This window comes from Marinomonas spartinae (genome assembly GCF_900089775.1).
Taxonomy (GTDB): Bacteria; Pseudomonadota; Gammaproteobacteria; order Pseudomonadales; family Marinomonadaceae; genus Marinomonas; species Marinomonas spartinae.
Genome location: NZ_FLOB01000001.1, coordinates 617,190 through 633,474 on the forward strand (window position 1 = coordinate 617,190; position 16,285 = coordinate 633,474).

Consider the following 16,285-nt stretch of genomic DNA (forward strand, 5'->3'; position numbering starts at 1 on the left):
AATAAATGAAAAGATTTAGTTGATTATCATTCTCAATTTAGTGTTCGATAAATTCGCTTATAGACGCTCTCACTGCTTTGTGATGACGACGTATCCTATCTGTCGTTTGGCTAAGTGATTGTTTTAAATCATTAATAACCGCTTGGTGCTGGACGATACCAAGGTGATCTGTGTCGTAAACACGGTGATCCGCAAGAGAGTTTATCTTGCTCAGCTCTGTGGCTAGCCAAGAAGCACGTTTATCAGGCTGTCCTGCCCAGAAAGTATGCACAGGGGTTGTGATAGATGGCAGTTGATAGCCTGAGCATAATGCTCTCATATGCTGCTCTACCGCCCAGCTATATAAGACTTGCCGCGCATTTTGCGCATCATGAAGTGAAAACTGATTCTCCGTTAGCCATTCGTCAAATAATGCTGGCCAGTGATTGGGAGGGGACTGGTCAAACTTGAGCAGACAAGAGGCTTGCTGTGTGTCTGATAGTGTCCCTAGTAGCAACTCTAGGTGAGAAATAAGCTTGTGTTTGGCATGGGGGGACTGCCATTGATCATCTGCTATTTCCGTGCCTGGAACATAGCAATCTAATAAGCCGATAAACTCTATGGACTCTCCTTCCTGTTCGAGTCGCATGGCGATTTCTTGGCATAAAGCTCCGCCCAGTGACCAACCGATTAAGCTGTAGGGGCCTTGGGGTTGCCGTGCTCTAATGGTCGCCACGTAAACATCTGCCATATGTGAAAACGAGCGGTCAAAAAGGCCTGGATAAGCAAAGCTCTGAGACTGGATACCATAGACAGTTCGATGGCCTTCCAGAGCAATAGCCAATTTCTGATAACCAACGACTCGTCCAGTAACCGGGTGAATGCAAAAAACAGGTGGCTTCGAGTCCGTATTAAGTCTTTCTATTAAGCTTTGATCAGCCTGCACTGGCACAGGGGATTGCGCCAACTGTTTTATGTGTTGGTGAAGTTGATGGCGCCACTGATTCGCGAATCGCTGAACATCGGACTCATGGTAATGGGGTGTGGCGTATTCCCAAGTAGAGGACAGCCTGCCAGAGACAATCTGAGTGTTAATGACTAATGGGGTGAGCATGGTATTTTGCTCAGATTGAGCGGGTCCGCCGCCTTCAAATGGCTGGCACCAATGGGCAAAATCCTGATGAGAATATTGTCCCAAATAGTTGAACGTCAGCAAGGCATTGGGAGACGGTTGGTCAGGTTCTAGATAGCGTGCGCCAAAACTGATGCCGCCATCTTCGCGTATTGTGCTGAGTTGCTGTTCAATGGCTTCGCTGTCTTGATTAGCATGAAGAATCATCGGGTACAAACTGGTCATCCAGCCAACAAGGCGGCTTAAGTCTAACTCACCAAAGACCGATGCCTCTCGACCGTGGCCTTCTAAATAAAGCGGTAACGCTGTTTGGTTATTGGTGAGCGAGGCGACAGGTAAGGCTGCCAATAGGGTGCTGATAATGTCTTTCGTTGAGGTGAGTAATGCTGCTGTGTCTTGCTCGCTGAGTGAAATGGTAAGGCTGTGTTTGTCGGCATAACGTGCCGGTGGCGTCGTTGGCAGAAGGGCGTGGGATGCGTCGACAACCGTTTGCCAATAGGCTTGTTTTTGCTGATAGTTGACGGAAGCCCGCCACTCATGGAGTTTGGCAACGGCCATGTCCAAGCTGGCATAATTAGTGGGTAAGACAACGGCTTGATCACTCACGATTTGTTGGTAAGCCGTCCATAAATCGTCGAGCAGAATACGCCAGGAAACCCCATCTACGGCCATATGATGAATGACCACAATAAGCCTTTTACTTGTATCCGACAGAGTGACAAGCCCCGCTTGCAGTAATTTTCCGGACGCTAAATTGAGGCTGGTTTGTAGACGGTGGGCGATGTCAGTAAATTCGGCTTCGTCGGCCGCTTGGGCTTGCCAGAGCAGATTGCTTGAAACAAAGGGTTGGTAGGCTTGTTGGTAGCCCCTCTCCGTCTTAGAAAAAGCCAAACGAAGGCTAGGGTGATGTTCGACTAAGGCATTGAGCGCGAGATTTAGGGCGTTTGTGTCCATTTTCTGTTTCAAGGTGACGCAGACATGTTGGTTCCAGTGGTTAGGTTGGGCAAAGTCTTGGGCTAAAAAATGGGCCTGTATGGGCATCAAACCAAAGGCATGCTGGGGTAGTGCTCTCTCTTGCGCTTGCTGAACGCGGGTCATTGTCTTGGCCAGATCACATAATACCGGGTTGGCAAAGATGTCCTTTGGCGTCAGGCTAAATCCGCTTAATTTCAGTTTGCTGACCAGTTGCAAACAGAGGATAGAATCGCCCCCGAGGGCAAAAAAATGGCTTGTTCGACAGACCTTCTCGATGCCCAGTAGCTCTTGCCAGAGAGTCGTTAGTAAGGTTTCTTGGGGCGTGATGGGGGCCGTATAGTATGTCTCTAGGGATATGTGGCTGGGAGCAGGCAGTGCTTGGCGGTCTATTTTCCCTGCTGGTGTGAGAGGCAGATGATCCAGTACCATGAGTTGTGCAGGCAGCATATAATCTGGAACCTGTTGCGCCAGTTTTGCTAGCAGCGCCTGTTGGTCACATTGTGTGGCGTGCCGCCCATGAAGGTAACCAATAAGTTGATTTTGCCATAGGGCAACCAAGCAGGTTTCGACACCGGATAATTGCTGTAAGCGGCTCTCGATTTCGCCTAATTCAATTCTAAAACCACGGATTTTTACCTGCTGGTCGAGGCGTCCTAGGTATTCCATTACCCCATCATCACGCCAGCGTACTAAATCCCCCGTGCGATACATACGCTCCCCGTTAGCAGTAAATGGGTCCGGCAAGAAACGTTCGCTGGTTTGTTCTGGTTGATGTAAATAACCGCGGGCTAAACCCGTTTCATCGCCAATATAGAGTTCCCCCGCTTCGCCTAGTGGCACAGGGTTTAACTGCTCATCCAGAACGTACAAACGGCGGGAGCCAACTGGCTCTCCGATGGGCGCATAGGCCGTGGGAAAGGAATCTCCTGGGTAGGCGCGCCAGATCAAAGGGGTAACCACGGTTTCCGTGGGCCCATAACCATTGATGATACGTGGTGGGCGAACTAAGGTTTGCAGTCTCGCATAGGTTTCACGGGTAAACGCCTCTCCGCCTAATGTCCAAGAGCGCACGGCCAATGTTGGCTGGGTGGCTTCTATCCAATCCAATAATGGGGCCACATAGCTTGGTGGGAAGCAAGCGATGGTGACGCCTTCTTCTTGCAGCACACGACATGTTTTTTCCGCACTCCATAGGGCTTGATCGCGGATGATTAATTTGGCGCCAAAGGCCAGTGGAACCGTCCAGCGTTCTACTGCGCCATCAAAGCTGATGGAAGCAAAGTGCAGCTCGATATCATCTGGAGTCATCCCATATTGTTTGCCGATGGTTTGTACATGCATGCTTAAGCCATCATGGGCAATGGCAACGCCTTTGGGTTTGCCCGTTGAGCCGGAGGTATAAATAATATACGCCAGTTGCTCAGGATAAAGTGTCAGGGCGGGAGCGACGGTATTTTGTTGACTCAGGTCCAGTTCATCAATCGCTAACAACTGGACCGTTTGCTGAGTAATAGCGCGGTTTATTTGGTGCCAGCGAGTGGTGAGCGTTTGATGTGAAAGCAGGTACTTGGCACCTGAATCTTCGATCATGTAAGCCAGTCGTTCCGTGGGGTAGTCTGGATCTAGGGGTAAAAAAGCGCCGCCCGCTTTCATAATAGCGATCATGGCGATAATCATATTACCGCCACGCTCAAATAAAACCCCCACGGGTTCATCTTGGCGGATGCCCAGCCCGATTAAATAGTGAGCCAGTTGGTTGGACTGAGATTCCAGCTCGGCGAAGGTGTATTGTGCCCCAGATTGTTTTAGCGCAATCGCATTCGGACGCACTACTGCCTGTTTAGCGATCAAGCTCGTAATGGGGGCAAACTGCCATGAGCCATTCGGTTGAGCCAGTGTATTGAGACGTTTGATGTCTCCCTCGCTCAGTAGATTGATTCGCGCCAAGGGGAGCGGTAGGTTCTCTTCTAGGGTGTCAGTGAGACGCTCTAGCATCGGGAATAGCTGTGTCATGGCTTGCTGGGCAATACGGTCTTTGGCATAGGTGAGAATGACACGGGTATGGTCAGCGTGTTCACGAATGTCTAAGGCCACATCGAACAAGGCAAAGAGACCTGACTGGTGGATGGGTTTTATGGTCACCTCTGGTGATAGCTGTGCGCTGGTTTGGGCCACCATTTGATGGTTAAACAGTACCTGAAAGAAAGGGGTTTCCCCTGGTGCGCGTTCGGTTAATAAAGATGCGACAATCTGATCGAACGGTACTAATTGATGGTCCTGTGCTTGTAGCACTTTTTGATGGGCGGTTTGGATGCTATCCATCAAGGGGCTGCTTGGGGCGATGGTTTGCTTAATGACTAAGGTATTGACGAAAAAGCCAATGACATTAGCGACTTCGGCCCGTTGTCGATTTGCTAGAGGGATACCAATGGAGATAGTTTGCTGTTTTGAAGCCTTGGCTAGGGCACTTTGCCACAGACCTAACCAGAGACTGGACGTGGTGACAGACAACTGGCGCGCTATCTGCTTAAGGGCCTGATGCTGTCGAGAAGAGACTGTCAACTGGAGACTGTCTGCCAAACGGCGTTGATTGGGCGTTACTTCTCCCTGCCAAGCAAACAACTTTTCTGGCTGATGGGTGCCGATCTCTTGACGCCAAAAGTCCAAATGTTCTTGATCTTTTCCTGCCTTTAATAGGGCCGTTTGCCAAATGGCATAATCTGCGTATTGGATATCCAGTGGGGTGAGCGTGATGGCCTGATAAGCCTTGATCAGGTCGCCCATAAATATGTCCACAGACCAGCCATCGGACACAAGGTGGTGCATCACCAGGTGTAATTGGTAGCGCTTTTCTTCGAGGCGGATGCTCTGAGCACGGATGGGTAAGCCGCGATAAAGGTCAAATGGCTTGCTTAAAAAGGCCTCGTTGGCTTGTTGTAAAGTGTGTTCATCTGCGTCTTGTTGATCCCAGCTCTCTATGCTGATAACTGGCTGGTTTTCAATAAATTGAAAGGTTTCTCCAGCTTCATCCTGAACAAATCGCGTACGCAGAGTATGATGTTTTTCCATCATCTTTAGCAACGCACTCTGCAGTTGCTTAAGATCCAGTGGCCCTGAAACCTCAAAACAGCCTCCCATATGGTAGGCGCTGTTGCCTGTATCTAACTGATAGATGTCCCACATCCGCTTTTGCGCGGGAGACAAAGGGATCAGTTTGGGCCTCTCGCCGGCTACAATGGGCAGTGTTTCAAAGTTTAAGCCCTTGCCATCAAGAAGACGGATAAACTTGATTTGTTCTTGCTCACCAAGTTGTAAAAAGCGTTTCGCTAAGGCTGTTTTGTCATTTTTCGCAGTCATAAGTTATCCAAGTCGTCCATCAATGCCGCCATGACATCGAGTTCGTCCTGCTCCGATTGGTGTTGTGTTTGGTAGTGAGGCTCAAGGCTGTCGGTGAGTGCCTGTAAAGACGTGGCGGCAAAAAAGTCTTTTAAGGTCAGGGTGAGTCCCAGTTCTTGTTGCGTCAAAGCCACCACTTTGGTGGCCAATAGAGAGTGTCCGCCAAGGGCAAAAAAGTTGTCATCGAGCCCTACTTGCTCAACGCCCAGAATGGTTTGCCAGGTTTGGGCGAACCATTTTTCTAGTGCGGATTCTGGAGCGCGATAGCGTACTTGATTCCACTCTGGAGAAGGCAATGCCTTACGATCACGCTTGCCGCTTGGGGATAACGGCATCGCATCGAGGCCAATAAAGATGGCAGGCACCATGTAATCGGGTAAATGTTCATAAAGATGACGTTTTACCTCCACTTCATGGTCCGCCGTCCAATCTTTGCACACCAAGTAAGCGACCAGTTGGGTATGGCCCTTATCCTGTTGCGAGCCAATTTGATAGTGGTAGGCGATTACGGCGGATTCATCGATTAGTTTATGTTGATTAAGTACCGCTTCTATTTCTTCCAATTCGATACGCAACCCGCGAATTTTGACCTGATGATCCAGTCGATCAAGATATTCCAAGCGACCGTCAGGCATGCGCAAGACTTTATCGCCAGTGCGGTACATGCGAGAACCGGCTGCTCCCCAAGGGTTAGGGACAAAGCGCTCGGCGGTTAAATCAGCGCGGCCAAGGTATTCTCGTGCTAATCCATCGCCAGCCAAATAGAGTTCCCCTGGAATGCCGATTGGAAGGGGATTCCAGCAGTCATCCAGCACATGCAGTTGCGTATTGCTGATCGGATAGCCAATGGGCGTGCGTCTGCCAAGCGGTTGCTGGCATTGCCAATAACTGACATCAATGGCGGCTTCGGTGGGGCCATATAAGTTGTGAAGTTGACAGGTGGACAGAGTCGTCAGCACTTTATCGACAGACTCCACGGGCAACGCCTCCCCACTACAGATAATGCGTTTTAGGCTGCGGCAATGGGCCATGTCTGTTTCGTTGGCAAAGGCGTGTAACATGGATGGCACAAAGTGAATGGTGGTGACGTCTTGCTCAATGATGGTGTGATGCAAGCGCTCTGGCTGACGATGAGACTCAGGTGGGGCAATGGCAAGTCGGGCACCGACCATTAGGGGCCAGAAAAACTCCCAGACCGAGACATCAAAACTAAAGGGGGTTTTCTGTAAAACACAATCCTCTGCTGTTAGTGAGTATTCGCTTTGCATCCACTGTAGACGGTTTTGTAAGGCGGCTTGTGTGTTAACGACGCCTTTTGGTAACCCTGTGGAACCTGAGGTGAAAATGACATATAACGCCAGATCCTGTTGCCAGTGAACACGGGGGGGCGTCAGACTTTCGGACGACGTATCGAGGCTATCGATTGTGACATAACGGCAATGGGATGAGGCAGGCCACTGGCTGAGGGTTGGCTCATCTGTTAGCAGTAAGGAGACCTCGGCCGCGTCGAGAATATAGCTGAGGCGCTCCTTAGGGTAACTAGGATCCAAGGGAACATAGGCTCCCCCTGCGCGAGTAATGGCGTGTAGGCCGATGACTAAGTCAATAGAGCGTGGCAGGCCAAGTCCAACACGGGTTTCTTCTTTGACGCCTTGCTGGCGTAGCCAGTTGGCCAGTTGGGTAACTTGACGATCAAAGTCACGATAGTTGAGTGTTTGGTTGCCCATCGACAACGCGGTCGCATCGGGTGTGCGCTGGGCTTGTTGAATAATACTTAACGGTGGGGGTAACAGTTCCCCCCAATCTTTGTCCGTTGCATTGAATTGCTTAATGTATTGGGCCTGTGAGGCATCTACCAAGGTTAGCTCTGCCAGCGTTTTTGGCTGACCATTGGCGACGCTTTCCAGTAGCAGGAACCAGTGTTCAATTAAGGATTGAGCAAAGGCTTCATCAAAAATGGGTGAAGCGTAGTTAACAAAGCCTGTCCACTTCTCGTTGCCATCGATGGTGTCCGTGAACTGTTGGATATCGAGACTTAATTCAAGTTGAGCACCGACTACTCCAGGATCAAACAAGCTAATGTCTAAGTCATCGACATGCTGAAGAGCGGCTAGATCCATTTGTTGGAAGTTGAAGCTGGTCTGATAAAGGGGATGATGCTGTATATTACCCGCGACACCGAGCGCTTCCACAATGGCTTCAAAGGGAACATGCTGACGAGCCAGGGCCTGCTGGAAAAACCCAGTGACTTGCTTCACTAAGTCCGAGAAGGTATCGGTGGCTTTGATATTAGCGGGAATCGTGAGGCTGTTAATAAAGCAGCCTTGCATATCCAGTGTATCGGGTTGGTGTCGTCCCGCGACAGGAACCCCCACGCGAATGTCATGCTGACTTGTGTATTTGTGCATTAGTAAATGCCAAAGACTGAGCATCACGTTAAAGGTGGTTGTCTGATGAGCCGAGGCAAGTGAACGGATGTGTGTGACTTGTTGTTCACTCAATACAAAATGATAGCGTCTGCCATGTACTTGCTGTGGGTCTCTTGGCACTTCGCTGTGCAGGATGAGTGGATCAATATCGGTTTGCAGTGCCTGCGTCCACCACAGAAGATCTTGTTTAGCTTGCGGTGTTTGTAGCCAATCCCGTTGCCAATAAGCGTAATCAGCATAATCCAATGTCTTAAGGGAATCGATATTTGACTTAATACCTCTCGCTAGATCCTGATACAGGGTGAACCATTCCTTAATGAGCTGCTGTATGGAGAGGCCATCACTAATAATATGATGGAGGACCAAAAGCAGTTCGTGTTCGTTCGCATTGTGTTCGATAGCGTACACTCGCATAAGGGGCGCTTGGGCAAAATCAAATGGTTCGCTTATCCAGTTTTTTCGTTGTGGTTCAAGGGCGGTAAATTCGCAGGCTTGATGGTAGGTAATAGAGACTGGCACCTCTTGGTGGATGGTCTGCATCAGCTCGCCTTCCACTTGAACAAAAGTGGTACGAAAAATTTCATGTTTGTTTACTAAGGACTGCAGCGCGAGGGCTAAATGTGCGCGATCAAGCTGGCCTGTCAACTTGATGCCCAAAGGCATATGATAAGCTGAACTGTCGGGCATCAGCTCTTGAACAAACCATAAGCGCTTTTGTGCGGCACTGACTGGCATGTGGGATAACCGTGGGACCGCCTTCATAGCAAGGGCTTCGTTATGGGACTGACACTGTTTGGCCATTTCACTCAATACGGGCGCATCGAACACCGCTTGCAGTGGCAAGTGTATCTGATGATTTTGTTGCAAACGGCCGACCAATTGGGTCGCGAGCAGTGATTGACCACCAAGGGTAAAAAAGTCGTCGTGCCGGCTAATTTTGTCGAGTGTTAGCAGGTGCTGCCATTCGCTGGCGAGTAAGGTTTCTACATCACCTTGAGGGGCAACAAAATCTTGGTGCGATGTCTCTATCTCCGGCTCTGGTAGGCGCTTTTTATCCACTTTACTGGCGGGGGTGAGTGGCAAAGCATCCAACACCATCAGTTGAGAAGGCACCATATAATCCGGCAGCGCGTGCTTCATTTTCTGTAAAATGGCTTGGCTATCGAGAGAGGTGGCTTGGCTTTCGATATAGCCAACCAGCCGTTTTCCTGTCGGCCCATCAAAGGCCACAACGGCACTTCGGCGACTACCGCTAAGTTGCTGCAAGCGGGATTCAATTTCCCCTAATTCAATGCGGAACCCACGGATTTTGATTTGATCGTCTGCTCTCCCCAAATATTCCATGACGCCGTCTTCACGCCAGCGGACTAGGTCGCCAGTTCGATACATGCGTTCACCATATCGACTAAAAGGATTGGGCATAAAACGCTCGGCGGTGAGCTCCGGGCGAGCGAGGTAGCCCCGCGCTAACCCTGTTTCGTCACCAATGTAGAGTTCCCCACAGACACCAGAAGGCACGGGGCGTAAGTCTTTATCCAGCACGAACAGATCGCGGGCGCCGACGGCTGTCCCAATGGGGGCATAGGCACTGTCAAGTGGCGTATCCCTATAAGCTTGCCAGATTAACGGCGTAACAACGGTTTCTGTTGGACCGTAGCCATTAATAATACGTGGTGGTTGTAGAGTACGTTGCAAAGCAAAATAAGTATCGCGAGTAAACGCTTCGCCACCCAATGTCCATGAGCGAACATGGAGTTGGGGTTTGGGGTTAGCCGCTTGTATCCATTCCAGTAAAGGGCCTACATAGCTAGGAGGGAAGCAGGCAATGGTGATGTGCTCTCTTTCTAGTACCTCGCAGGTTTCTTGGGCACTCCAGAGGGATTGATCACGAATCACTAGGGTAGAGCCAAATGCTAAAGGGGTGGCCCAACGCTCAATGGCACCGTCAAAGCTGATGGAGGCAAAATGCAGTTCTCTGTCTGAGGGTTGCATACCATAGCGCTGTCCTATGGTTTGCACATGCATGCTTAACCCTAATTGGCTGATACAGACGCCTTTTGGTCTGCCAGTCGAGCCAGAGGTATAGATGACATAAGCCAACTGGTCGGGTAAAAGCACGGGGTTTTCACTTAAAGAAGCGGTCAAATCAATGGTATTGAAACTTATAAGAGGCGTTTTTTCGCCTATACGCTGTGCTAATGATAAGGACGATGGATCACTGATTAAGAGTGCCGTCCCACTGTCTTCGACCATATAGCGTAAACGGTCTTCTGGATAAGAGGGGTCGAGTGGTAGGAAGGCGGCTCCCGCCTTTAAAATGCCGATCATCGCGACCAACATTTCATTACTCCGTTGGAATAAGGCGCCAACAATACTGTCTTGATGAATACCTTGGGCAAGCAGTTCAGCCGCTACGGCGTCACTTTGTTGGTCTAGCGCTTGGTAGGTTAATACCGCGGCTTGTTTTCCGCCCGCTAGTAACGGATTGGCGACTAATGCTTGTTGGTTCGGCCGTTGCTCGGCTTGTTTGCGAAACAGCTCAGTAAATGGGATATAGTGCCAAGGCTCAGAGGGTTTTACATGTTTTTGTAAGATATTTTTTTGGGTGTTATCTAGCACATTAATGCTGTTAAGTGGTTGTGCTAAACCATGTACTAGCTGCTCAAGATAATGACTTGTTGTCGCCTGTAATGACGCTATTTGTGTGGTACTAAAGCAAGCGGAATCATAAGCAAAGACAATGTCTAATTGTTCACTAGGCAACACAGCCAACGTAAGAGGGTAGTGGGTGAACTCATAGCTGTCTGGTTCACCGATAGTGAGTTCCCCTTGTTGAAAGAGGCTTTGATCCAGTGGGTAGTTTTCGAATACCACCAAGGTGTCGAAAAGCGACTCTCCGGCAAGGGGAGAGTACTGTTGCACTTGGGACAAGGCCGTGTGGCTAAATTCGCGCTGACTGCTGGTTTGATTTTGTATGGCGTTTAGCCAGTCTCGAATGGTTTGTTGCCAACAAATTCTATGGGTCACAGGAAGCGTATTAATAAAGAGCCCGACCATGGTATCGCTATGGGCGAGGGTGGTGGGTCGGCCAGCTACTGTATTACCAAAAACGGGATTGTCTTGCCCTGTATAACGCTGCAAGGTCAGTAGCCAAGCGCCTTGAATTAAGGTGTTGAGCGTGAGACCTGAGTGCTTGAGATCCTGTTGCCAATTGGCCAGGGTGGTGGTGTCTATTCTGATGGTACTACGTACATGATCTTGTTGCGGCTGGGGCCGACCATACACATTCGCCAGCAAAGTGGGGGCCTCAATATGGCTTAAAAAATCACGCCAGTAAGGCTCAACTGACGCTGTATTTTGTTGGCGGATCCAGCTGAGATAGTCGGAAAAATCCTGTTGTACGGGGGGCAGAGTGTGACCGTGATACAGGCTAAAGAGTTCGGTTAATAGCACACCAGTACTCCAACCATCCATGAGTAGATGATGGATGGTAAACACGCATTGCAGTGTCTGATCTGTGGTTTGGATTAAATCGACCCGCCACAACGGTTGCGGTGTGCTAATGAGGTTTTGTTGTAAATCAAACCCCTGCTCAACAAGATGCTGTTGAATCTGTGTCAGGTGACATCCTTTTTGCTCTCGGGCATCTTGATAGGAACTTATCAGAGGCAGGCTTGACCAGACCAATAAGTGCGCTTGTCCCTCAACTTGGCTGATGGTCGAGCGCAGCATGGTGTGACGCTGCATAAGCTGTTGCCAGCAGGCTAATAGCTTATTCGGTTCTGCGCCATGAATCGGCAAGGTGATTTGGTTTACATAGGTGTGCTTGTCGTTAGCAAGTTGTGAATGGAAATAGAGCCCTTGCTGTAAAGTGGATAAAGGCAGGATCTTTTCCGGCAACTGACCATCGGGCTGTGACAGAATTGCTTGGCTGATGGTGGTGAGTGACGCTTGGTTTAGCACTGTGCCCAGCGCATCCTGTTGGGTCAAAATAGCCGAGTGTTGCTGGCAATGCTGAGTAATGGCTTTGGTTGCCTGATCGAGATGTTGAATAAAGCGTTCACTTTGTGACTCGTTAAATAACAGGTGATCCAGCTCTATATCAAATTCAATTCCTTGGTCTATTTCAGAAATATTGACAGCGATGGCTGCATCGCTGATACCGTTGTCTGGTCGCCATAAACCAAACTCCTTGAGAGGTAGGCCAGAGAGGTGATTTTGCGTTGCTCGACCAAGGTAGTTAAATAACACATCGATGCCGTCAGCATAGGACCATTCCCCTTGCAATATTCCAGCAGAATAACCAATGCCTCCCGCTGGTCGCGCTAAACTAAGGTCTTTAGTGTGGGCTAAGGTCGCGCTTAAATCGTCACTGATAAGGATTTTTTGCGGGAATAAAGCCGTATGCCAGTTAATGCTACGTGACAGATCAAGATGAAAGGCATCCGCGAAACGGCCATGACTTTCTTTATGGATTAGGAATGTTTTCTGTTGTTGATAGTGACCTAACGCATGGGCGACGACGCACAGTAAGCTGGTTTCCTTATCCAGTCTGGCGAACCGCTGAGTGCTGGCAAACAATCTTTGTGCCGAGCTGGAAGTGAGGTGCCATTGATGTTTGCGGATTGCTCCCCGCTGTGTCGGAAACACGGGAGGATGAACTTGTTCTGTCCAATAGCGGTGTTCTTGATCGGACCATGAATAGTTGTGCAGTGCTTGATACCAATCCCCTTGGTGGTGAGTTTTGGCGGGCAAATGGCTCGCTTTATTGTGTAAGCTCCCTTGATAGAGGCTCATCAAGTCCTCTAACAATATCGGCCACGACAACGCATCGATTACCAAGTGATGGATCGCCAGTAGAGTATCACCACTTTCCAGGTGGACACCTAAGGAGAGCAGCAACCCCGCGCTTGGGTCAATGGCTTGTTGTATGGCGTCGCTATCGAGTGGCTGGTTTTGTATTTGTAAGGCGAATCTTCTTTGATCAAGATAGGTGGCGGTTCGGCTGTCGTTGAATCTCAGTCGCAAGGCATCATGGTGTTCTAGCAACTTTGTCACTGCCGTATTCAGAGCTTCTTGATGAACGGGGGTCGGCAGTTGAAAACGCGCAAACTGATTGCACAATGTCAGTGAATACTGTTCGACAAAGCGCGATTGCATCGGCAGCAAGGCGACCTCTCCTCTAAGAGGATGTTGTTGCGCTGTTTTGGTTTGGTTATCAACAAGGCAATCGGCCATGTCTGATAACACAGGATGGTCAAACACCTGTTTGGGACTTAACATCAGTTGGTGCTGACGCAACTTGCCGACCAATTGTAAGGCACTAATGGAATCGCCACCGCAAGAGAAAAAGTGACTGTTAGCGCCAATAGCATGGGTATTTAATATGTCTCGCCATAGGTCAGCCAATAATGTTTGCCGAGGTGTGGTCAAGGGGCTGTTTGTGTCGTTCAGTTGTTCCCACTGAGGAGCGGGGAGCCTATTTCGGTCAATTTTACCCGCTGGCGTGATGGGGAATTGCTCTGCCATCATAATGTGAGAAGGCACCATGTAATCCGGTAACTGCTGAGCGAGTGCCGTTAACCATGGTGCCGAGTCTTGTTGGGTGTCATGCGTTTGCACATAGCCCACCAGCTTTTTCCCATTTGGCGAGTCGTGGGCGACAACGGCACACCATTTTGCTTGGGATACGGTTTGTAGGCAGGACTCAATCTCCCCTAACTCAATACGAAAACCGCGAATTTTGACCTGTTGATCTGCTCGACCAAAGTATTCAACAACGCCATTTTCATTAAAACGAACTAAGTCACCAGTGCGGTACATACGTTCGCCATTCGCTGCAAATGGATCAGGTAAAAAGCGCTCAGCGGTCAGGTCTGCTCGCTTCAAGTAGCCACGGGCAAGGCCCACCTCCATGCCAATGTAGAGTTCACCTATGACCCCAGCGGGTAAACGTTGTAATTGAGCGTCTAACACATACAGTTGACGAGCACCAACAGCGGAACCAATGGGAGCGTAAGCACTGGTTAAGGTATCCTGTGGATAGGCTCGCCATATTAATGGGGTAACAATGGTTTCGGTTGGGCCATAGCCATTAATGATTCTAGGTGGGGCGATAACTCGTTGAATGCGTTCAAAAGTTTCCCGAGTGAAAGCTTCTCCACCTAAGGTAATCGAGCGTAATGTTAATGAGGGTTGTGTCTCTTCTATCCAGTCTAATAAGGGGCCGACATAACTTGGTGGAAAACAGGCAATAGTTACTTTTTCGTTACATAAAATCTGTGTGGTTTGCTCTGGTGTCCATAGCGCTTGATCACGAATGATGAGTCGAGCACCAAAGGCAAGGGGAACTGTCCAGCGCTCAAGGGCACCATCAAAGCTGATGGAGGCAAAGTGCAACTCTGTGTCGTGTGGTGTCATACCATATTCTTGGCCAATGGTTTGCACATGCATGGTTAAGCCAAGATGATCGACGGCCACCCCTTTGGGCATACCCGTTGAGCCGGAAGTATAAATGACATAGGCCAAATGATGGGGGAGTAGGTTCGTGATGGGCGCTGTGTTGGCAAAGGCGTCTAAGGGGATGGACTCCAAGGCAATTACCGATTGCGTGGTAAGAGACCGAGCGCTTTCCATTAAAGACGTTTGCGTTAGCAGCAGCTGAGCGTCACTGTCTTCCAGCATAAAGCGCAAACGTTGTTCTGGGTAGTCAGGATCCAGCGGTAAAAAGGCGCCGCCCGCTTTGAGTATGCTGAGTAGGGTGACAAACAGAGTGAGGCCTCTTTCCATCATGACGCCAACCATGGTGTCGGGCACGACGCCTTCGTTGATTAAATAGTGGGCTAATTGGTTGGCTTGTTCGTCAAGTTGACGGTAGGTCAAGGTTCGGTCGCCATGCTTCAAGGCAATATGATTGGGTTGAGTGGATGCCTGGCGGGCAAACAGCTCATGAAACAGCGCCTTTTCCCACGGTGTGTCTGCTGTCGCTTGGGCATCGAACCAACGGTTTTCTTGCTTGCCCAGCGGGTTGAGACTGGCTTTTGGGTGGTCTGGCTGGAGGCAGATTTGCTGAAGAATATGTTGGTAGCTGTCGATAAAACGCTCAATAAATGCCCTAGAGAATTTTTCTTTGGCGTACACAAAACGCAAGGTCAGATCAGTATTGCTGATGGCATCCAATACCAGTTCAAAGGGCGTTTCTACTACCGGAAACTCTTCGAATAACAATTGATAATCCCCTTGTTTGACAACCATTCCTTCCCCGTGGGTGCGGAAGTTAAAGGCGTAACTGGGCAGGGCGTGTTGGCCACAGAGTTGTTCGGCCGAAAAGCTTGAAAAACCAAGGGATTGGGCCAATTTTTCGCGTACGTTTTGCGTGATCTCTCCCAGTGTGCTGGTGGCTTCTAAGGGTAGGCCAAGCAAGGCGTTATGAACGTAAAAGCCCACCGTACGTCGGTTTTGACTGTTTCGGTTTAGTGTGGGGATCACCAGCGAGGGATGGGGGTGATTGCCATACACAGACAGGGTCAAAAGCAGAGCGCTTGATAGCAGTTCAAAGCGTGTGACACCAAGGGATTTGGCGGCGTCATTGAGACTCCCTAGTTGCTCGTCGCTCAAACCTTGTGTCACATGGCCAGCACGATAACTGACATCGCTAATAGGGGCCATGTTGGGTAAGGTAAGCGGCTCATCCGATAACAGTGCTAATGACTGCCATGCCGTGCGGGTAGTGTCTATGTCATTGTCATGGCTGTTCTTTTCCACGAAGGATAAATAATCCTCGCCATTGCGCGCAAGGGAGTGATCGCCAGCAAGGTAGGATAAGACCGATTTACAACACAGGGGTAATGACCAAGCGTCCATAATCAGATGGTGTGCGGCAATTAATACGGCAAACTTATCCTGACGTACCTGATAGATATGAAAACGAGTCAGTCGGCGGTGGGTGAGTTGATAAGGTTCAAGGTATCTTTGTTCGGCGTCTTGTTTTAGCCAATCCATTGGGTCGTCATGCTGTGTTAAGTCTGTTACGTCTATTGGCAAGGAAGTGATTGGACCGTCAGCGTCACTATAGCACTGGCGCGGGGTTCCCGTACTGTCATCCAGAATCATCGTCAGGGCTGGGTGGTCTTTTATCATCTGGTGTAAGGCGTGTTTCAGCTTATCAATACTCAGGCGAGGATCATCAAACCAAAGTAACCCACCAAGATTGTAAGCGGCGCTGTTTGGTTTTAATTGATGAAACATCCATAGGCGCTGTTGAGAAGCGTAAAGAGAATGATATTGGCTGGATGTCGACGCGTTATAGAGATCGTCAGTTGGCATAATGACCACCTAATGGAGTAAAAAGAAAACACAATGGCATGGCGTTGGC

Annotated in this window: 2 protein-coding genes; both read right to left on the reverse strand. The window is 49.5% G+C overall.

Translation table 11 applies throughout. The features are described 5' to 3' along the window. Nucleotides 1–37: 37 nt before the first annotated feature. Nucleotides 38–5,443: a non-ribosomal peptide synthetase gene (locus tag MSP8886_RS02775; protein WP_067012436.1), complete on the reverse strand. Its 5,406-nt coding sequence runs from the start codon at nt 5,441–5,443 to the stop codon at nt 38–40. Then, nucleotides 5,440–16,236 carry a non-ribosomal peptide synthetase gene (locus MSP8886_RS02780; RefSeq protein WP_067012438.1) on the reverse strand — a complete coding sequence of 3,599 codons (10,797 nt, stop codon included), beginning with the start codon at nt 16,234–16,236 and terminating at the stop codon, nt 5,440–5,442. Before MSP8886_RS02780 ends, MSP8886_RS02775 begins: the two co-directional genes overlap by 4 nt. Nucleotides 16,237–16,285: the final 49 nt, after the last annotated feature.

Bases quoted from the DNA above. Each gene is read 5' to 3' on its own strand.
- MSP8886_RS02775 (WP_067012436.1), bottom strand. From the start codon at position 5,443: ATGACTGCGAAAAATGACAAAACAGCCTTAGCGAAACGCTTTTTACAA.
- MSP8886_RS02780 (WP_067012438.1), bottom strand. From the start codon at position 16,236: ATGCCAACTGACGATCTCTATAACGCGTCGACATCCAGCCAATATCAT.